Annotated in this window: 19 protein-coding genes and 1 pseudogene; 16 read left to right on the top strand and 4 right to left on the bottom strand. The window is 63.7% G+C overall.

Annotated features, from left to right (window positions below):
* The first annotated feature begins 21 nt into the window (after positions 1–21).
* The 16 genes from ABIB90_RS39915 to ABIB90_RS39840 all read left to right on the top strand — a co-directional run bounded on the left by ABIB90_RS39915 (position 22) and on the right by ABIB90_RS39840 (position 13,062).
* Positions 22–1,812: a nickel-dependent hydrogenase large subunit gene (locus ABIB90_RS39915; protein WP_354202812.1), complete on the top strand. Its 1,791-nt coding sequence runs from the start codon at positions 22–24 to the stop codon at positions 1,810–1,812.
* Positions 1,813–1,821: 9 nt separating this feature from the next.
* The gene (cybH, locus tag ABIB90_RS39910) at positions 1,822–2,565 is read left to right on the top strand and encodes a Ni/Fe-hydrogenase, b-type cytochrome subunit (RefSeq protein WP_027516001.1); all 744 of its coding nucleotides are present in this window, start codon (positions 1,822–1,824) and stop codon (positions 2,563–2,565) included.
* Between the two features lie 14 nt (positions 2,566–2,579).
* Entirely contained in the window at positions 2,580–3,161 is a 582-nt protein-coding gene (locus ABIB90_RS39905; RefSeq protein WP_027516000.1) for a HyaD/HybD family hydrogenase maturation endopeptidase, read from the top strand.
* Between the two features lie 26 nt (positions 3,162–3,187).
* Complete coding sequence (locus tag ABIB90_RS39900) at positions 3,188–3,484, top strand: HypC/HybG/HupF family hydrogenase formation chaperone (RefSeq protein ID WP_354202811.1); 297 nt, start codon at positions 3,188–3,190, stop codon at positions 3,482–3,484.
* Positions 3,485–3,745: 261 nt separating this feature from the next.
* The gene (locus ABIB90_RS39895) at positions 3,746–4,192 is read left to right on the top strand and encodes a thioredoxin domain-containing protein (protein ID WP_354202810.1); all 447 of its coding nucleotides are present in this window, start codon (positions 3,746–3,748) and stop codon (positions 4,190–4,192) included.
* Positions 4,189–5,052 carry a hydrogenase expression/formation protein gene (locus ABIB90_RS39890; RefSeq protein WP_354101644.1) on the top strand — a complete coding sequence of 288 codons (864 nt, stop codon included), beginning with the start codon at positions 4,189–4,191 and terminating at the stop codon, positions 5,050–5,052. The genes ABIB90_RS39895 and ABIB90_RS39890 overlap by 4 nt, the downstream gene beginning before the upstream one ends.
* A complete protein-coding gene (locus ABIB90_RS39885) occupies positions 5,049–5,258 on the top strand; it encodes a rubredoxin (RefSeq protein ID WP_027515996.1) in 210 nt (69 codons plus the stop codon). The genes ABIB90_RS39890 and ABIB90_RS39885 overlap by 4 nt, the downstream gene beginning before the upstream one ends.
* Entirely contained in the window at positions 5,255–5,782 is a 528-nt protein-coding gene (hybE, locus tag ABIB90_RS39880) for a [NiFe]-hydrogenase assembly chaperone HybE (protein ID WP_279668836.1), read from the top strand. Before ABIB90_RS39885 ends, hybE begins: the two co-directional genes overlap by 4 nt.
* Positions 5,779–6,873, top strand: coding sequence for a nickel-dependent hydrogenase large subunit (locus ABIB90_RS39875; RefSeq protein WP_354202809.1), 1,095 nt, complete (start codon positions 5,779–5,781; stop codon positions 6,871–6,873). The genes hybE and ABIB90_RS39875 overlap by 4 nt, the downstream gene beginning before the upstream one ends.
* Positions 6,866–7,207, top strand: coding sequence for a hydrogenase maturation nickel metallochaperone HypA (gene hypA / locus ABIB90_RS39870; protein WP_027515993.1), 342 nt, complete (start codon positions 6,866–6,868; stop codon positions 7,205–7,207). Before ABIB90_RS39875 ends, hypA begins: the two co-directional genes overlap by 8 nt.
* Positions 7,207–8,127: a hydrogenase nickel incorporation protein HypB gene (gene hypB / locus ABIB90_RS39865; RefSeq protein WP_354202808.1), complete on the top strand. Its 921-nt coding sequence runs from the start codon at positions 7,207–7,209 to the stop codon at positions 8,125–8,127. Before hypA ends, hypB begins: the two co-directional genes overlap by 1 nt.
* 2 nt (positions 8,128–8,129) lie before the next feature.
* On the top strand, positions 8,130–10,403 hold the full coding sequence (gene hypF / locus ABIB90_RS39860; RefSeq protein WP_354202807.1) for a carbamoyltransferase HypF: 2,274 nt from the start codon (positions 8,130–8,132) through the stop codon (positions 10,401–10,403).
* Entirely contained in the window at positions 10,381–10,617 is a 237-nt protein-coding gene (locus ABIB90_RS39855; protein WP_027515990.1) for a HypC/HybG/HupF family hydrogenase formation chaperone, read from the top strand. The genes hypF and ABIB90_RS39855 overlap by 23 nt, the downstream gene beginning before the upstream one ends.
* Positions 10,614–11,756, top strand: coding sequence for a hydrogenase formation protein HypD (gene hypD / locus ABIB90_RS39850; RefSeq protein WP_354202806.1), 1,143 nt, complete (start codon positions 10,614–10,616; stop codon positions 11,754–11,756). Before ABIB90_RS39855 ends, hypD begins: the two co-directional genes overlap by 4 nt.
* On the top strand, positions 11,753–12,793 hold the full coding sequence (gene hypE, locus ABIB90_RS39845) for a hydrogenase expression/formation protein HypE (RefSeq protein WP_027515988.1): 1,041 nt from the start codon (positions 11,753–11,755) through the stop codon (positions 12,791–12,793). The genes hypD and hypE overlap by 4 nt, the downstream gene beginning before the upstream one ends.
* An 8-nt stretch (positions 12,794–12,801) precedes the next feature.
* Complete coding sequence (locus ABIB90_RS39840; protein ID WP_354202822.1) at positions 12,802–13,062, top strand: formyl transferase; 261 nt, start codon at positions 12,802–12,804, stop codon at positions 13,060–13,062.
* Here ABIB90_RS39840 and istA read toward each other — a convergent pair.
* The 4 genes and pseudogenes from istA to ftsZ all read right to left on the bottom strand — a co-directional run.
* Positions 12,954–13,593 (bottom strand): annotated as a pseudogene (gene istA, locus ABIB90_RS39835) (IS21 family transposase); the annotation flags it as partial. The gene ABIB90_RS39840 and the pseudogene istA sit on opposite strands and share 109 nt — an antisense overlap.
* Before the next feature lie 846 nt (positions 13,594–14,439).
* Complete coding sequence (locus tag ABIB90_RS39830; RefSeq protein WP_354202805.1) at positions 14,440–14,934, bottom strand: DUF4142 domain-containing protein; 495 nt, start codon at positions 14,932–14,934, stop codon at positions 14,440–14,442.
* Between the two features lie 645 nt (positions 14,935–15,579).
* Entirely contained in the window at positions 15,580–15,783 is a 204-nt protein-coding gene (locus ABIB90_RS39825) for a cold-shock protein (protein WP_027515986.1), read from the bottom strand.
* A gap of 1,902 nt (positions 15,784–17,685) precedes the next feature.
* The coding region (ftsZ, locus tag ABIB90_RS39820; protein WP_354202804.1) for a cell division protein FtsZ at positions 17,686–18,810 on the bottom strand (1,125 nt) is incomplete at its 5' end.

Here is an 18,810-nt window from a genome sequence, read left to right as displayed (position 1 = left end):
ACACAGCAGGGCAGGACAATCATGGGTATCCAGTCTCCCAACGGCTTCAATCTCGACAATTCCGGCAAGCGCATCGTCGTGGACCCCGTGACACGTATCGAAGGTCACATGCGGGTCGAGGTCAATGTCGACGCCGACAACGTCATCCGCAACGCGGTCTCCACTGGCACGATGTGGCGCGGCATCGAGGTGATCCTGAAGAACCGCGATCCGCGCGACGCCTGGGCGTTCACCGAACGGATCTGCGGCGTCTGCACCGGCACGCACGCGCTGACCTCGGTGCGCGCGGTCGAGAACGCGCTCGGGATCACCATCCCGCAGAACGCCAATTCGATCCGCAACCTGATGCAGCTTGCCCTGCAGGTGCACGACCACGTCGTCCATTTTTATCACCTTCACGCGCTGGACTGGGTCGACGTGGTCTCCGCGCTCTCGGCCGATCCGCGGGCGACCTCGACGCTAGCGCAGTCGATCTCGAGCTGGCCGCTGTCGTCGCCCGGCTACTTCAAGGATCTGCAGACCCGGCTGAAGAAGTTCGTCGAGTCCGGACAGCTCGGTCCGTTCAAGAATGGCTATTGGGGCAGCAAGGCGTACAGGCTGCCGCCCGAAGCCAATCTGATGGCGGTGGCGCATTATCTGGAGGCGCTCGATTTCCAGAAGGAGATCGTCAAGATTCACACCATCTTCGGCGGCAAGAACCCGCATCCTAACTGGCTCGTCGGCGGCGTGCCCTGTCCGATCAATGTCGACGGCACCGGCGCTGTCGGCGCCGTCAACATGGAACGGCTGAACCTGATCTCCTCGATCATCGACCGTCTGATCGAGTTCAACGAAATGGTCTATCTCCCCGACGTGGCGGCGATCGGCTCATTCTACAAGGATTGGCTCTATGGCGGCGGCCTTTCGAGCCAGAGCGTACTCTCGTATGGCGATGTGCCAGAACATGCCAACGACTATTCCGCCAAGAGCCTGAAGCTGCCGCGCGGCGCCATTATCAACGGCAACCTGTCCGAGGTGCTTCCGGTCGACCACGCCAATCCCGACGAGATCCAGGAGTTCGTGGTGCACTCCTGGTACAAATATCCCGACGAGACCAAGGGACTTCATCCCTGGGACGGCGTCACCGAGCCGAATTACGTGCTGGGACCCAACGCGAAGGGCACCGAGACGGCGATTGAGCAGCTCGACGAAAGCGGCAAGTACTCCTGGATCAAGGCGCCGCGCTGGCGCGGTCACGCCATGGAGGTCGGCCCGCTGGCGCGCTGGGTCGTCGGCTACGCGCAGAACAAGGCGGAGTTCAAGGATCCGGTCGACAAGTTCCTTCGGGATCTGAACCTGCCGATGTCGGCGCTGTTCTCGACGCTCGGCCGCACGGCGGCGCGTGCGCTCGAATCCGGCTGGGCCGGACGCCAGATGCGCTACTTCCAGGACAAGCTCGTCGCCAGCATCAAGGCCGGCGATAGCTCGACCGCCAATGTCGACAAGTGGAAGCCGGAGAGCTGGCCGAAGGAGGCCAAGGGAGTCGGCTTCACCGAGGCGCCGCGCGGCGCGCTCGCGCACTGGGTCAAGATCAAGGACACCAAGATCGACAACTACCAGTGCGTGGTGCCGACGACCTGGAACGGCTCGCCGCGCGACCCCAAGGGAAATATTGGCGCCTTCGAGGCGTCGCTGATGAACACGCCGATGGTCAATCCCGAGCAGCCGCTAGAGATCCTGCGCACCATCCATTCCTTCGATCCGTGCCTGGCCTGTTCGACGCACGTCATGAGCCCGGACGGCCAGGAGCTCGCCAAGGTCAAGGTCAGGTAGGAGAGGATCATGATGGATGCAGTTGCTCCCGCCTCGGACGCCAGGCCCGACCTCGCGGCGATCGCAGCCGATGCTTCCGGAGAACGTGCGGTGGGTCGTCCCAGCGTCTATGTCTACGAAGCGCCGGTACGGATCTGTCACTGGGTGAACGCGTTCTCGATTATCGTGCTTATGGTGACCGGCTATCTGATCGGAACGCCGTTGCCGACGGTCGCGGGCGAGGCGTCCGACAACTTCGTGATGGGCTACATCCGGTTTGCCCATTTCGCGGCGGGGCAGGTGCTGGCGGTGTTCTTCCTCGCCCGCATCCTCTGGGCCTTCGTCGGCAACCACCACTCCCGGCAGATTTTCTATCTGCCGGTGCATCGCAGGCAGTTCTGGAAAGAAGTGCTGCATGAAATCCGCTGGTACGCGTTCCTGGAGCGCGAGCCCAAGATGTATGTCGGCCATAATCCTCTGGCGCAGATTGCGATGTTCACGGGATTCACGCTGTTCGTGGCCTTCATGATCATCACCGGGTTTGCGCTCTATTCGGAAGGTCAGGGCATCGACAGCTGGCAGCACAAGCTGTTCGGCTGGGTGTTTGCGATCTGGCCGAACAGCCAGGACGTTCACACCTGGCATCATCTCGGGATGTGGGCGCTGGTCGTGTTCGTGATGGTGCACATCTACACCGCGATCCGCGAAGACATCATGTCGCGCCAGAGCATCATCTCCTCGATGATCTCGGGCGAACGGCAATTCCGCGACTGAGACGGGAACGCCAAGTGAAGCCGACATTCTCGCAAGACGATCGCATCCTGGTGCTCGGCATCGGCAATATCCTGTGGGCCGACGAAGGGTTTGGCGTGCGCGCAGTGGAGGAATTTCACCGCCGCTACGCCGTGCCCGACAACGTCACCATCCTCGATGGCGGCACGCAGGGACTCTATCTCGTCAACTATCTGGAAGAGGCGGACCGCCTGATCGTGTTCGACGCGATCGACTATGGCCTCGAGCCCGGCCAATTGAAGCTTGTGCGTGACGACGAGGTGCCGCGTTTCACCGGCGCCAAGAAGATGAGCCTGCACCAGACCGGTTTCCAGGAAGTCATCAGCGCGGCCGACCTGCTCGGCCGTTGCCCGAAACATCTGGTGCTGATCGGCTGCCAGCCGCTCGATCTCGAAGACTGGGGTGGGCCGCTGACGCCGCCGGTGCGCGACCAGATCGCGCCGGCGATCAATCTCGCTTGCGCCATCCTGGCCGAATGGGGCCTCACGGTGAGCCAACGCGCCGAGCCATTGCCAGATATCGAGCGGCTGCTCGCCAATGACATTGATCATCTCCATTACGAGACGCGGCCGGCCTGATCGGCCACACTGCCGGAGATTTGCCCATGTGCCTCGGCCTGCCCATGACGATTGTCGAGACCAACGGGATCTCGGCGCTGTGCGCGTATCGCGGCGAGCAGCGCCGCGTCTCTGTGCTGCTGCTCTCGAATCCTCCGGTCGGCGCCAAGGTGCTGGTCTATATCGATACCGCGATCCGGCTGCTGGACGAGGACGAGGCACGCCTGATCGCGAATGCGATCGAAGGTCTCAGCGCGGCGCTCGACGGCGAGGATTGCGACCGCTTCTTCGCAGACCTCATCGACCGCGAGCCGCAACTACCCGAGCACCTGCGGTCCGACTAGGATCGCCGCTGCTTCTCCCGTTTGATGCGTTGACGACATCAGTGACCGACCGGCCTCGGCGGCCGCTGTGTGCCTGGAAGGTCGATTTCTACCTGCAAAGATACGGCAAGTATCTTTCCATTGAAGCTTGGCTTACAGTCGGCGCCAGGAAATACATGATCTGGATCAATGGGATAAATCCGGACATGTGATAACCGATCCTGGCACGTGGCTTGCTGACCTCTAGTTCGGCAAAACCACAAGCTTGTCAGGAGAGGTTCGATGGAATTCCAGGTGGGAAAGCATGATCTGGCGCGGAGTGGTCTGCCCGAGGTCGATGCTGCGACGGTCGATCTTTTTCTTGGCGGAGCGGACGAGGCCGCTGCGGTCGCGGTGCTGCTGTCGGCGGGCGATCCCAACCGGTTTCCGGAGGCAATCGATGTCGCCGTGGTGCTGCCCGAGCTTATCGCAGCGTTCGGCAATCTGCTGCGCGGTGCGATCATCGCACGCGACGCTGAGCATGCGCTCGGCGAGCGCTTCGAGGTGCGGGTGCAGCCGACGCTGATCTTCGTCGCCAACGGCAAGACGCTGGGGTTGATCGCCAAGATCCAGGACTGGTCGGTCTATGCCGACCGCATTACCAAGCTGATCGACCGGCCCCGCGGGCAAGGCGCCGCAGTCGCCGTCACCATCGTTCCCCAGCATCGCGCACAAGAGGTCGGGCTATGAAGGCCAGCTTCTGGGATGCGCCCGAAGGCGCCGAGCAACCAGTCAACGTGTTTCCGATCGGCGAAGAGAGTCTCAATGCAGCGAAGGGCAGCCTGACGGCGGCCGGCGCGCTCGCAAAGCTTGCAACGCTCGACAGTGCGGAGCTTGCAAAGAGCTGCCCGAACGCGGTCGCGCTGCTCTCGAGGATCGCGGATGCCATCGCGGATAAAAAGGCGAACGCGCCGACAACACTGTTTCGGCTGGCTAATTTCAACGATCTCGAGAGCAAGCTGGTGGCCGACGTGCTCGGCCGAGGCGAGGTCGCCGGCGTCGTCGCGCTGCCGGACGGATCGCTGGCGCAGATCCAGGAATCGGTGCTGGCGGGAATTTGGCGTGTGCGGCTCGAGACCGACGCCACTTCCGAATATCTCGAGATCGGCGCGGTTCCCGAGATCGTCAAGCGTGCGGCTGCCGACCTGACATCCGCCGATTTGGAAATCGGGCAGGTGCCGCCGGGCGCCATGAACGTGTTGCCGGTGCTCGCCGAAATCCGCCAGCGGGCACAGGCTTGGCGGCCCGGCATTCGCTCGCAGATCATCAACTTCACGCTGCTGCCGATGAGCCCGGTCGACATGAGCTTCCTGCAGGACACGATCCGGAACGGACCAATTCAGCTGGTGTCGCGCGGCTATGGCACCTGCCGGGTGCTCTCCACCGGCATCCGCAATGTCTGGTCGGTGCAGTTCTTCAACGCCATCGACACAATCATTCTCGATACGCTCGAAGTCGGCGGCGTGCCGACGGTTGCGCTGGCAGCGGACGAGGATTTCGAGGATTCCGCCGAGCGGCTGCGGGAAATCATCGAGGCCTACTTCAAATGAGCGCCTTCGAGAATTTTGGCGTGCGCCAGGACGTCGCCGACGTCACGCGGCTGGAATGCGGCATCTGCTGGATCGTCTACGATCCGGCGGATGGCGATGAGGTAGCGCAGATCGCGCCGGGCACGCCGTTCGCGGCGCTGCCGGAGGAGTGGCACTGCCCGAATTGCGACGCGCCAAAATCCAAGTTCATGGCGATCGAAACATGACAGGCAGCGCGCCAGCGAGTGCGTCAGGTCCTGCCGGCGACGCCGACGCCGCGGCGTGGGGCGAGCTTCTGGCCGCAAGCTACCGGGAGATCGGCGAGCGCGCGATGCGCGATCTACCCATCTACAACGATGCGCTCGGCGTTGAGGCGGTCGGTTTCCGCCCCTTCAACGGCACGATCGTCGGCATCATGGTCACGCCGTGGTTCTTGAACGTGGCGATGCCGGCGGGCGCGGTGACGCCAGCCACCTCGGGCGCGACCGTGCGAATGCGCTTTCCCGCGGGCGATATCGAATTCACCCTCAGCGAGGTCGCCCGGATCGGCCGGATCGCGAGCTGCTCGCTGTTCTCGCCGATGTTCCAAGTCGCCGACATGGATGCCGCGCGAGCGACGGCCGAAGCCGCGCTTGCCGAATTGATGCTGCCGGCGGACAGCGAGGAGACGGTTCGCCGCCGCGAGCCCGCGACAAGCCCGATCGATCGGCGTAACTTCCTGCGGGGTGCCTTGACGGAGCGGCTTGGATGAGTCTCTCGTTCCGCAACGAGATCGATATTACGGTGCTGTTGTCCGGCGCCACGATCGCCGACGTCGCGATCAAGCCGCGCAACCGGCCGCCGCTGACGCGGCTGTTTGCGGGAAAGCCCGCGGCTTCGCTGCTTCCGGTGCTGCCGCGTTTGTTCTCGCTGTGCTCGATCGCCCATCACGTGGCGTTCCAGTCGGCGGTGGAAGCCGCGCAAGGGCGGGAGGCGGCTCCCGCAACGGTGCGGCGCCGCGTCACCGCAGTCGTCGTCGAGCGGCTGACCGAACTGCTGCGCGGCCTGTTCGTCGGACGGCTCGCGCTCGGCGGCACAAACGCTCCGGCGGTGCGCGCCGTAATGCAGGCAAGCGCGCTGCTTGGGGGCGCGGACGAGGGCGTCCCGCCGGCCTTGCGTCGCGACGCGGTGGTGCAGATCAAGGCCGCGCTAGGCGCGATCGGGATCGCCGGCGAAGAAGACGAGACGCCCGCGCCGAGCAGCCCGCTCGCCGCCTCCGTCGCGGGATGCCACGGCAAGCTGGTGTCAGAGCCGAAGGGCGATCCATCCTTCCTGACGGTGGCGGACGATTTAGACATCGTCACGCGTCTGCTGGCGGACGGTGCGGCCTATTCCGATGCGCCGGACCTCTGCGGCCGCATTCCGGAAACCGGCGTCTGGGCGCGCAGGGCACGCCGTGAAGCGGTCTCGGCGGCGGAAGCGGGCTCCGCCGCGCGTCTGAAGGCGCGGATCGCCGAGGTCGCGCGGCTCAGCGCCTGGCTCGATCGTGGCGATGCGGATCTCGATGAAGGCGTCGTCGCGAGCTACCGGCTCGGCGCGGGCAAGGGAGCAGCCGCGGTCGAATGCGCACGCGGGCGCCTCCATCACGCCGTCGCACTGGACGACGAGGATCGCGTCGTCAACTTCGAGTTCCTGGCACCGACCGAGTGGAATTTTCACGCCCGCGGACCGCTGGTCAGGAGCCTCAAGGGCGCTACGCTCGCGACCGGCCGGCAGGGACAGGAAGCGGTTCGCGCGCTGGTCGGCTCCTTCGATCCCTGCGTCGGCTTCAGCCTGCGATTTCGCGAGGCCGGCCATGCATGAGATGGCGCTGTGCGAAGGCATCGTCGGTATTGTCGAGGAGGAAGCGTGCAAGCGCGCTTTTACCAAGGTGAACGTCGTCTGTCTGGAGATCGGTGCGCTGAGCCATGTCGCGCCGGAGGCGCTGAAATTCTGCTTCGAGGCCGTGGCCGCGCGGACCATCGCGCAAGGCGCGCGGCTCGAGATCGTCGAGACGCCGGGCACGGCTTGGTGCATGGCCTGTTCCAAAACCGTTGAGATCGGGCAGCGTTACGAGCCGTGCCCGTCCTGCGGCGGCTACCAAGTGCAGATGACGGGCGGCGAAGAGATGCGCGTAAGGGAATTGGAGGTCGATTGATGTGTACGGTCTGCGGCTGCAGCGACGGCAAGGCATCGATCGAAGATGCGCATGGTCATCATCATGATCACGGCGATGGCCATGAGCACGGCGGGCACCATCATCATCACCGCGGTGATGGCCACGATCACGGTCACCACCATCACCACGGTGGTGCCCACGACCACGCCCCCGATGAGGCCGGGCTGCTCGACTCCGGCGCCAATCCCGCTGGCCAGAAGATCGCCGGTATGAGCAGCGACCGCATCATCCAGGTCGAGCGCGACATCCTCGGCAAGAACGACCGGCTTGCGGCCGACAACCGCGCCCGCTTCGCGGCCGACGGCGTGCTCGCTTTCAACCTGGTCTCCAGCCCCGGCGCCGGCAAGACCTCGCTGCTGGTCCGCGCCGTGTCCGAGCTGAAGGCAAGCTTTGCGATCGGCGTGATCGAAGGCGACCAGCAGACCTCCAATGATGCCGAGCGCATTCGCGCGGCCGGCGTGCCGGCTATCCAGGTCAATACCGGCAAGGGCTGTCACCTCGACGCCGCCATGGTCGGCGAGGCCTATGACCGGCTGCCCTGGCTGAACGGCGGCCTGCTCTTCATCGAGAATGTCGGCAACCTGGTTTGCCCGGCGGCGTTCGATCTCGGCGAGGCCTGCAAGATCGTGGTGTTCTCGACCACCGAGGGCGAGGACAAGCCGCTGAAATACCCCGACATGTTCGCAGCGTCGTCGCTGATGCTGGTCAACAAGATCGATCTCGCGCCCGTGCTCGATTTCGATATGGCGAAGACCATCGATTATGCGCGCCGGGTCAACCCGAAGATCGAGGTCCTGACGGTGTCGGCGCGCACCGGCGAAGGCTTTGCGGCGTTCTTTGCCTGGATCCGCAAGCGGATGCCGGCGCCGACGCCTGCCGCGATGACGGCGGCGGAGTGACGATGGGCGGCGAGGCCACGGCGGGGGATGGACGGCGGCTGCGCCTGCACGTGCGCGGCGCGGTACAGGGCGTCGGCTTTCGCCCCTATGTCTACGGCCTCGCCACGCGCTATCGCCTCGGCGGCTTCGTCGCCAACGATCCCCATGGCGTCGTCATCGAGGTCGAGGGCGAGCGCGCGTCAGACTTCGTCAGGGCACTGCCGCTGGAAAAGCCGCCGCTCGCCCGGATCGACGAGATCTCGGTGCAGCCGGTCGGGGCGGTGGCGAGCGAGGGGTTTTATATCCGCGCGAGCGACCAGGGCAAGGTGTCGACACGTATCGTCGCCGATGCCGCGACCTGTCCAAAATGCCTGAGCGAGCTGTTCGATCCAGCCAGCCGGTTCTATCGCTACCCCTTCGTCAACTGCACCCATTGCGGTCCGCGCTATACCATTGCCGAGCGGCTTCCTTACGACCGCGCGACCACGGCCATGAAGCGCTTTGCGATGTGCAAGGCCTGTGCGGGCGACTATGCCGATCCTGGCAGCCGCCGCTTCCATGCCGAAGCGATCGCCTGCCCGCAATGCGGCCCGCGGCTCAGCCACGGTATCGAGGACATCGCTGCCGCGATCGCCGCAGGCAAGATCGTCGCAGTCAAGGGGCTCGGCGGTTATCAGCTCGTCTGTGATGCCCGGGACGAGGCGGCCGTGCAGCGCCTGCGCCAGCGCAAGCGGCGCGACCAGAAGCCGTTTGCCGTCATGGTCGGCTCGGTGGACGCGGTCGCCGGCATCGCCGACGCCGATGCTGCCGAGCTCGCCTTGCTCGAGACGTCGCCGCGGCCGATCGTGCTGTTGACATCGCGCCATCGGCTCTCGCCGGCGATCGCGCCGGAGCTGGCGCGGATCGGCATCGCGTTACCGGTCACTCCGCTCCTTCATTTGATCTTCGAGGCGCTGGATGCGGCGCATCCGCTCGCCGGCGAGAGCTGGGCGATCGTCGCCACCAGCGCCAATCCCGGCGGCGAGCCGCTTCTGATCGACAATCGCGAGGCCGAGCTGCGGCTTGCCGGCATCGCCGACCTCATCGTCAGCCATGATCGCGACATCGTCACCCACGCCGACGATTCCGTGGCGGCCGTCGTCGCCGGCCGGACGCAGTTCATCCGCCGTGCCCGCGGCTACGTGCCGGAGCCGGTTCGGCTGACGCGACCGGTGCCGCCGATCCTTGCGGTCGGCGGCGCGTTGAAGTCGACCGTGACGGTCACGCGCGGTAGCGAGGCCTTCGTTTCCCAGCACGTGGGCGACCTCGACACCGCCGAAGGCGTCCGTGTCTTCGAGGAAACCATCGGCCACCTGCTGTCGACGCTGGACGTCGAGCCGGCGGTTATCGCCCATGATCTGCACCCGAACATAGCTTCGACCCGCCTCGCCGAAGCGAGCGGGCGGCGGCTGATCGCAGTCCAGCACCATCATGCCCATGCCGCCTCCGTGATGGCGGAGCATGGCCGCGCGGGATCTGCGTTGGCGCTGGTGCTCGACGGTTTCGGCCAGGGCAGCGACGGCGGCAATTGGGGGGGCGAGCTCCTGCTGTGCGAGCGCGCGCAGTTCCGGCGGCTCGGCCATCTGGCGCCGATGAAGATGGCGGGCGGCGATCGCGCCGCGCGCGAGCCGTGGCGCATGGCTGCAAGCGCATTGCACGGCCTGGCCCGCGGCAACGCGATCGCGACCCGGTTTGCGGCGCAGCCGCAGGCTACGCGTCTCCATGCCTTGCTCGACCAGCCGGGCGTACCGGTGACGACCAGCGCCGGCCGGCTGTTCGACGCGGCGGCGGGGCTGCTCGGTCTTTGCCAGGTGCAGAGCTATGAGGGCGAAGCCGCGATGAAACTGGAGGCGCGGGTTCGCGTGCCGCGCTCCATGAAAGACGGCTGGACGATCAAGGATGGGGTGCTGTCCCTGTTTCCGTTGCTTGGGCGCCTTGCGGCCGAGGGCATCGATCCGGTCGAGGGGGCCGGGCTGTTCCATGGCACGTTCGCCGCTGCCTGCGTCGACTGGATCGCTCGTGCGGCGCGCGAGACCGGCGTCACGACCGTCGCCCTGAGCGGCGGCTGCTTTCTCAACGCGATCCTCAGTTGCGAGATCGAGCGCGGCTGTATCGCCGTCGGTCTCTTGCCGCTGCTGCCGCGGCAAGTGCCGCCCAATGACGGCGGTCTCAGCCTCGGCCAGGCCTGGATCGCCGCGCTCCAACTCGAACAGTACGGCCTGGAAGGACCGCCTGATGTGTCTCGCGATACCTGCTGAGGTCACGAAGCTCCTGCCCGACGAGATGGCGATCGTCTCGATCGACGGCGTCCGCAAGGAGATATCGGTCGCCTTGATCGAGAATCTCGCCGTCGGCGACTATGTGATCATCCATGTCGGCTATGCCCTGACGAAGATCGATCCGGAGGAGGCAATGCGGACGCTCGAGCTGCAGCGCGAGCTTAGCGCCGAGGGGCAGGGAGCCGCGTCATGAAATATTCCGACGAGTTTCGCGACAAGGAGATCGCGCTCGGGCTTGCGAAAGCGATCCGCGCGGAAGCCGATCCGCAAAAGCTCTATCGCTTCATGGAATTCTGCGGCGGCCATACCCACGCGATCTCGCGTTACGGCCTCGAGGACATGCTGCCGAAGAACGTGCGGATGATCCACGGCCCCGGCTGTCCGGTGTGCGTGCTGCCGGCCGGACGCATCGACATGGCGATCCGGCTCGCCGAGCGGCCGGACGTCATCCTGTGCGTCTATGGCGACCTGATGCGCGTTCCCGGCTCGCAGGGCGCATCGCTGTTGAAGGCGAAGGCGCGCGGCGCCGACATCCGCATGGTCTATTCCACCATCGACGCGATCCGGATCGCTCAGGACAATCCCGGACGCGAGGTCGTGTTCTTCGCCATCGGCTTCGAGACCACGACGCCGCCGACTGCAGTCATGATCCGGCTGGCGCAGAAGAAGCAGCTCGAAAACGTCACCGTGTTCTGCAACCACGTGCTGACGCCGCCGGCGATGCAGAACATCCTGGAAAGTCCCGACATCCGCAACATCGGCCGGATCGAGATCGACGGTTTCGTCGGGCCGGCCCATGTCTCGACGATCATCGGCACGGCCCCTTACGAGTTCCTTGCCGAGGAGTTCGGCAAGCCCGTGGTGATCGCGGGCTTCGAGCCGCTCGACATGATGCAGGCGATCCTGATGCTGGTGCGGCAGGTCAACGAGGATAGGCACGAGGTCGAGAACCAGTACAGCCGCGCGGTGAACCGCGACGGCAATCTGCGCGCCAAGGAGGAGGTCTCCGACATATTCGAGCTGCGCGATCAGTTCGAATGGCGGGGGCTCGGACAGGTTCCCTATAGCGGGCTGAAGCTGAAGCGCGCTTACGCCATATACGACGCCGAGTTGCGCTGCGACATGCACGAGCTGCGCGTCGACGACAATCCCGCCTGCGAATGCGGCGCCATCCTGCGCGGCGTGAAGAAGCCGGTCGACTGCAAGCTGTTCGGCACCGTCTGCACGCCGGAGACGCCCATGGGCTCCTGCATGGTCTCCTCCGAAGGCGGCTGCGCCGCACACTGGACCTATGGCCGCTTCCGCGACCACCAGCAAAGGCGCGTGTCATGAAGGCCTACCAGCGCAAGCTCGACATCAGGAACGGCTGCGTCGACCTGTCCCACGGCTCGGGCGGCCGGGCCATGGCGCAGTTGATCTCGGGTCTGTTCCACGAGGCCTTCGGCAATGAATGGCTGGCGCGCGGCAACGACCAGTCGGCATTCGACGTTGGTGCCGGGCGCATGGTGATGACGACCGACGGCTATGTGGTCTCACCGCTGTTCTTCCCCGGCGGCAACATTGGCTCGCTTGCAGTGCACGGCACCGTCAACGATATCGCCATGGCCGGTGCACGCCCGCTCTACCTCTCTGCAAGCTTTATCATCGAGGAAGGCTTCCGCTTTGCCGACCTCAAGATGATCGCGGAATCGATGGGCGAGGCTGCGCGCACGGCCGGCGTTCACATCGTCACCGGCGACACCAAGGTGGTCGAGCGCGGCAAGGCCGACGGCCTGTTCATCTCGACCGCCGGCGTCGGGGTCGTGCCCCACGGGCTCGATCTCTCGGCGGAGAATGCCCGCGTCGGCGATCGCGTCCTGATCTCGGGCACGCTCGGCGATCACGGCGTGGCGATAATGTCGAAGCGGCAGAATCTCGCCTTCGAGACCGAGATCGTCTCGGATTCGGCGGCGCTGAACGATCTCGTCGCGAAGATGGTCGAAGCGGGCGGCCGCGGCATCCGCCTGATGCGCGATCCCACCCGCGGCGGGCTTGCCGCCACGCTGAACGAGATCGCCCTGCAGTCCGACCTCGGCTTCCATCTTCGCGAGGAGGCGATCCCGGTCAAACCGGGCGTCGCGGCAGCGTGCGAGCTGCTCGGGCTCGATCCGCTCCATGTCGCCAACGAGGGCAAGCTGGTCGCGATCTTGGCGCCCGAAAATACTGCTGCAGTGCTGGCCGCGATGCGGGCGCATCCGCTTGGCCGCGACGCCGCCGACATCGGCGAGGCCGTAGCCGACGATCATCATTTCGTGCAGATGGCCACGAGCTTCGGCGGCGGGCGGATCGTCGACTGGCTGTCGGGCGAGCAATTGCCGAGAATCTGTTGAGGCAAATCATGCACATCCTGCTCCTGTCGCATTCCTTCAACAGCCTGACGCAGCGGCTGCATGTCGAGCTCAGGGATCGAGGCCACGATGTCGCGGTCGAGCTCGGCATCCATACCGAGGTCACGCGCGAGAGCCTGGCGCTGCATCGGCCGGACCTTGTGATCAGGCAGGTCTTCGAGACCGACGCCATCACCGCATGGAAGCCGTCGAACCGACCGGCAGGAACGAGTTTGAGACGCTCTGCCTCGAACACCCCCCAGATCGTCTGATCGGCCAGTTCCGGATGGTGATGCGCCTTGGCGTAGGCGATGCACTTGCCGAGCAGCCAAGCGTTTAACTCGTCCAGGCTTTTGAACCGCAGGCGTGGTGTGAAGAAGGGTTCCCGGACCAGCCCGACCTGGTTCTCGACCTAGCCCTTCTCCCAACCCGACGCCGGCGTGCAGGCAACCGGATCAACAAGATAGTGGCTGCACATGCGGGAAGCGGCGATTGTAGCGATGGTCCTTGCCGACAAAGATCGTCTCCACCGCGGTCTTCATGTCGTAGATGCCGCGGCTGCAGATATCCTTGAACAGCGCGAATGCTCGATCATGGGCATCGAACACCATCTCCCGCATCTCCCGCGGATAGGTCCGCACGAACAGCATGCGGCTGTGGCAGAGCCGGACGTGAGCAGCCTTCACCATCACCGTGGTGCCGCTCAACAGGACGACCTCGTGGCTCCAGTCGAACTGGTAGGCTTCGCGTGGTGCAAAGCTCGCCGCGGGCGATTGCCCGCGTTCCTTGCTCCACCGCCTGGCGTTTATCGATAGCGCGGACGCGTTATGCGCACGAAATAGTGGAGGTGCTGCGCTGCTGTCCGAGGGATCACAGCAGGAGCCGATATGAAGAACGCGACAATTCTCGCGCGACTTCCTTTCAGCCACCCTCTACGGCATCAGTACGGGGCGGCAGCACCTATGAACGGGAGGGAGTCCTCGTTCTGGCTCCCAGTTGCAGCGCGCCGCCGAGGTCGTAGCCCGCTGCGCGAACCCAAGACGGCAGTGCCGCAAACTAACGACACGAAAGTACTCGATGTTCGGTCTCTTCCACTCACGCGCAAAGTCGCTACCGCAGCAGCGGTTTGGCCATTCGTCCCCTGATAGCAAGCATTCCAGCACACTCATGGCCAACCGCCCGGCTTCTGGACCACCCCCTATATTCTCGGTTTCTCACCTTCACCGCCGGCCACCACGCCAAGTTGGCAACCGAGGAGCGATCAAAGACGAGGAACGCGGGGCCGCCATCGGCGAGTTCGACTTCAATCGAGGGGCCGACGACGCCGCCGCCATCTGCTTCTACACCATAAAAATCTGCGAAATGAAGCCGAACACCCTCTAGTCCTAATGGCTATGAAGGTTGCACAGCGATCAACCGAGCCGGCAACACCGAGGCAGAGCGGCGTGCATATATCGCATCGATGATGGTGATGCTTTCGTGACGAACGAAGTGCACGGTCTTACCTACTCGGTACCCGATGAGGCTCGAGCCACGTTGGATGCTGGGACCCGCCGCTGGGCGGCTGCAAAGCTAAGCCGCCCGGCCAATTGGCGCCTCGGTTCTTTTTGCCAAATTCTAGAAGAGCTACTTGAGCCTTCCGCGTCGGATCAATTACCAGCCTTCAAGGATTTCGCGGTGTCCAGATGCTTTTGCAACGTATCTATCTGGCCGGAAGCATATTCCCCGGCAGCATCCTTGCTTTTTGATGCCTTCTTGTACTCGGCGATATCCTTCTGGTGGTCTGCGACCATGTGGGTAGCGAACATTCTGTCGAAGCCTGCTCCGGACATTTTTGACATCTTGTCATACTCGGCTTTTTGCTTCGCATTGGGTCCGCCAGGTGGGTTCATTCCCAAGCCCTCGGCAGCATTCAACGCCTTCTGATTGGCCGCAGCGTGGTCTGTGGAAAGCATTCTGCCGAACGACTTGATGGCATCGCTTTGACCGTTCTGCTGCGCCAGCTCTCCCATGCTCACTTCGGCGAAATTGCCCTCGATCGCCTTCTTAAGGGACGTTTCACTTTGCTTGTCTTTCGCAGATGCGCCGGCAACTGAGATCGCCATCAAGGTTGCTGTCCCGAGCGACATAAGCATTCTGTTCATCGCCAACTCCTGTGGGTTGTTTGTCGCGATGAACACGCCAATTGCGGAAGAGGTTCCAATTGGAGCACATGGGGCCGGGTTGAGTGCTGGCGGACCCTCAAGCGGTTCGGGCGCAGGTACTATCGCAGGATCGTCTGGCGGGCGGAAGTCGGCACGATGCCCAACAGGAACCGAATAGTGCGGGGCGTTATTAGCTCGCTATGATCGATCTGGTCCTGTATGAAAGCAGCAATGGCGACATCTGGTATTTAGCGCGACAACCGCGTTCGAGCGCGCCAGTCGCGAAGCATCAGCCGAATGCCGGCTGTGGAGGACGGACGTCGTACATTGAAATCCGCAAATTCCTGCGGGGCAGCGTAAAGGTCCGGAGCACCAAGCGCTGCTCAACCTGATCGGGACTTTGATGGCAGACTAACAAGGACGCAATGATGCGGTATCCTTGGACTTTAGCCGCAGCCCTTTTCGCAGTCGGCGTCATTGAATGGGCTGTGGTGGCTGAGCGCCCCGCAGAGACCCCACTCCGGATCGAGGCTTCCCTGAACGGGGGCCTCCGATTGGTCTCAGAGCGCAGCCCTTACATGCGGACAGAGCGGTGATAACGAAGCGGCGCCCATGCGCAACCGAGTTGGGTCGCCGTTGAAAGGCTCACCCGATCCGTAGATTTTCAGCCGAGTCTTTTCCGCGATTGTTCACGACGTCGAAGCTGACTTTGGCGCCCTCGGCGAGAGAAGTGAAACCCGCCTTTTCAACAGCCGAGATGTGAACAAACACGTCCTTGCCGCCGTTGTCAGGTTGGATAAACCCATACCCCTTTGTCGGGTTGAACCACTTTACCGTTCCTATAGCCACTTAACTTCTCCATTTTTTAAAAACGAAAACTAGTGCCCGAAATCCGACAAAAGAAAGGCTAGTCGCGACCGCGTCCCCAACAACTCGCCAAATGACGGCCGACCGTAAAACACCCCATGAGCGTGGCGCGCATCCTGCGGCGGCTCGATCATGTCAGGCGGTAGGTTGCCGAGATTTAGTTTGATCATACTAAAGTCCTAAAAAAACGAACCATGAGTGCGCGGTCGTGGTGGCACAGCGATCCTTTTGCCGATCTCATCCGGCCACCGCTCAACCACCCGGACGGCGATACTGTCTCTTGTCACAGCGCTGTGTTGAAGAAGCCATCGGCGACATGGTGCCTGCTGTTTGGGTCTTTGATCGGACACGACGCGCCGTCCCTCTCAAGCCTCGACCACCACCACAGCCAAGAGCGATGGGCCGCGGGTGGTCGGCGCGATCTGGAGCAGGACCATGCTGAGAGCGGGCTACTTCGATGTGCCCCATTTCTACAGCAACTTCAGGGTGGCCGTTCGAAAGGGCTGTTACGGAGCTCGTGCCTCCTCTGGCGCCCACGTCACACGGGAGGCATCTGCCCCCCAGCTCAGTCACGACGTACGGATCGCTAGCGCCCAGGAATTGGATCAGCCGGCCGATCTCGTCACGGGCCTCTCTCCTGAGTCTGGCGAGAATCGCGGAGAGCCCTTGCGCTCCCGCTGTTGGATACCGAGTCCGGACAAAATCGCACGGGTGGAGTCCGCTGGCAGTCCTCTGACGTTTTCCATGGTGGCTGCTCACCAAATTGGCTTTCTAGGGCCATTGCCAGTGTCGGCCCGGCAGCCGGGGGCTAGAAACCTGCCAGTGAGACAGCCGCGCGGCGCTTTGGGCCTTGCGACGTTGGACATAACGACGCCCCCCAGCCAAAGCCCGGACAACACGTGTCGCATGCGCCGTCGTCGCGACAGGTCGCGGGTTACAGCTCAAGGATGGATACGGGCAGCACTGGTTTGGTTTCTACGCCCACCCGAATCATGCACTTAATGTGAGTAATAAGGACTGCTCTTATGAGCGAGGCTTCACACGGGAAGGCCTGCTGTAGTTCGAACCATCACAGTCATACTCTACGGTGTCGCACACCACGGGACATATTTCGTCCAAAACTCGATCGTGTACGTGCAATCTGCATTTGGAAGCAAGGCAACCCACGTTGGCGGGTCACCGCCGGAAATGACGGCCAAGCTACTCCTTTCGGAAATCGTTCGCGCCCGCGCTGAGGCAATGCACTAAGCGCAGAATTGCGCTGCGGAGCTGGGATGGGCGAGTCCTTTGAGGCTATTGCCTTTGCTCGCCCGTTTCGGTTGAATCGGGAGCGGAGGGCTGCCCATGTACCAGATCAAGACCGTCGGCCGGCGTATGCCGGTTTGCGTCGCTGCTCTCAATTGTATTGCGCTGGCGGGATCTGCCATTGCATCGCAGAACTGGGGCTGAAGGCGAAGGGGAAATGAACGAATTAGAGCCGGACGACTGGCGTACGCAGTGGCTTTGGTTTGGGGCAGCGCTGTTGGCGATGATGATAATCGCGGCAATCGTGACCCGCTTTCCTGTTTAAAACCACAGGAGCAGAAAGAAATACACCCCTTCGGGGGCGTTTCGGCGTCCGGTATGGCCGCGCCAAAATCGACCTTCCCGAAGCGCGATTGCTCGGGACTGCGTGATCCGCGCCGCTGTCATCTAGTATGCGTCAGACCCAATCTTGAACGCCTGTTCAAAACTTCGCCGGAAGCGGCTCCGTCATTCCGGGGCGCCCTCTTGGCGCGAGAGCCGGAATCCATTGCTCAATAGTCACCCCGCCTCGATGGATCCCGGGCTCGCCAACCTCGTCGCTCCCCGGGATGACGACCGTAACTCCCCTCCTGCGACCGTTCAGTTGGCGGCGCGGCGCAGGAAGGCCGGGATATCGAGAATAGCCTCATCGGGCGCATTGCGCGCAGCGGTGCGGCCGTAAGGATCGAGCGGCCGGTCGGCCGCGTGGCGCGCATATTCCGGAGCCGCCCTTGCCGGTTGCCCCACGGGCTGTCGCGCTTCGGAGCGGGGCGGCGGGCATTCCATTTGCGGAAGGGGTGCACTGCGCTCGATGCGATCGGCGATGCGGCGGCCGTCGTTGCGCAGCCTGCCCGCGAGCTGGGCGATGGCGGTTTCCACCGGTTGCGCCTGAGACGCCGGGTCGAGATTATCGATTCCGGTCGCCACCACCGAGACGCGGACGATACCGTCGAGGCTATCGTCAAACGACGCGCCGACGATAATGTTGGCGTCCGGGTCGGCCTCGTCGCGAATGCGGGTCGCAGCTTCGTCGACTTCGTACAGCATGAGATCCTTGCCGCCGGTGATAGAGATGATGAGGCCACTGGCGCGCTTGATCGAGGGATTCTCGATCAATGGATTGGAAATCGCGGCCACAGCAGCGGCAAGCACGCGCTTCTCGCCGGAGGCCTCGCCCCGTCCCATCATGGCCTTGCCCTTCTCCTTCATGACGGAGAGGACGTCGGCAAAATCGAGATTAATCAGGCCTTCCTTGACGATGAGGTCGCTGATGCAGGCTACGCCGGAATAAAGCACCTGGTCGGCAAGGGCAAAGGCATCGGCGAACGTGGTCTTCTCGCTGGCCACCCGGAACAGATTCTGGTTCGGGATGATCAGCAGGGTGTCGACCGTCTTCAGCAACTCCTCGATGCCGGCTTCGGCAAAGCGCATGCGGCGCTGGCCCTCGAAGTAGAACGGCTTGGTGACCACGCCGATCGTGAGAATGCCGAGCTCGCGCGCGATCCTAGCGACGATGGGGGCAGCGCCGGTGCCGGTGCCGCCACCCATGCCGGCCGTCACGAACACCATGTGTGCGCCAGTCAATTGATCGCGGATCGTATCGATCGCCTCTTCGGCTGCGGCGCGTCCCAATTCCGGCTGCGAGCCGGCGCCGAGGCCTGCGGTCACCTTTGTGCCGAGCTGGATGAGGTGCCTCGCCTTCGACATGGCCAGCGCCTGCGCGTC

Origin of the sequence: Bradyrhizobium sp. JR4.1 (assembly GCF_040548605.1) — a bacterium.
In the GTDB taxonomy this organism is placed as follows: domain Bacteria; phylum Pseudomonadota; class Alphaproteobacteria; order Rhizobiales; family Xanthobacteraceae; genus Bradyrhizobium; species Bradyrhizobium canariense.
Note: the sequence above shows the minus strand (reverse complement) of the source record. Positions and strands in the feature narration are given on the sequence as shown.

Bases quoted from the DNA above. Each gene is read 5' to 3' on its own strand.
- ABIB90_RS39895 (WP_354202810.1), top strand. From the start codon at position 3,746: ATGGAATTCCAGGTGGGAAAGCATGATCTGGCGCGGAGTGGTCTGCCC.
- ABIB90_RS39885 (WP_027515996.1), top strand. From the start codon at position 5,049: ATGAGCGCCTTCGAGAATTTTGGCGTGCGCCAGGACGTCGCCGACGTC.
- ABIB90_RS39840 (WP_354202822.1), top strand. From the start codon at position 12,802: ATGCACATCCTGCTCCTGTCGCATTCCTTCAACAGCCTGACGCAGCGG.
- hypA (WP_027515993.1), top strand. From the start codon at position 6,866: ATGCATGAGATGGCGCTGTGCGAAGGCATCGTCGGTATTGTCGAGGAG.
- ABIB90_RS39855 (WP_027515990.1), top strand. From the start codon at position 10,381: ATGTGTCTCGCGATACCTGCTGAGGTCACGAAGCTCCTGCCCGACGAG.
- ABIB90_RS39915 (WP_354202812.1), top strand. From the start codon at position 22: ATGGGTATCCAGTCTCCCAACGGCTTCAATCTCGACAATTCCGGCAAG.
- hypB (WP_354202808.1), top strand. From the start codon at position 7,207: ATGTGTACGGTCTGCGGCTGCAGCGACGGCAAGGCATCGATCGAAGAT.
- ABIB90_RS39900 (WP_354202811.1), top strand. From the start codon at position 3,188: ATGTGCCTCGGCCTGCCCATGACGATTGTCGAGACCAACGGGATCTCG.
- ABIB90_RS39890 (WP_354101644.1), top strand. From the start codon at position 4,189: ATGAAGGCCAGCTTCTGGGATGCGCCCGAAGGCGCCGAGCAACCAGTC.
- hypF (WP_354202807.1), top strand. From the start codon at position 8,130: ATGGGCGGCGAGGCCACGGCGGGGGATGGACGGCGGCTGCGCCTGCAC.
- ABIB90_RS39875 (WP_354202809.1), top strand. From the start codon at position 5,779: ATGAGTCTCTCGTTCCGCAACGAGATCGATATTACGGTGCTGTTGTCC.
- ABIB90_RS39830 (WP_354202805.1), bottom strand. From the start codon at position 14,934: ATGAACAGAATGCTTATGTCGCTCGGGACAGCAACCTTGATGGCGATC.
- cybH (WP_027516001.1), top strand. From the start codon at position 1,822: ATGATGGATGCAGTTGCTCCCGCCTCGGACGCCAGGCCCGACCTCGCG.
- hybE (WP_279668836.1), top strand. From the start codon at position 5,255: ATGACAGGCAGCGCGCCAGCGAGTGCGTCAGGTCCTGCCGGCGACGCC.
- hypD (WP_354202806.1), top strand. From the start codon at position 10,614: ATGAAATATTCCGACGAGTTTCGCGACAAGGAGATCGCGCTCGGGCTT.
- hypE (WP_027515988.1), top strand. From the start codon at position 11,753: ATGAAGGCCTACCAGCGCAAGCTCGACATCAGGAACGGCTGCGTCGAC.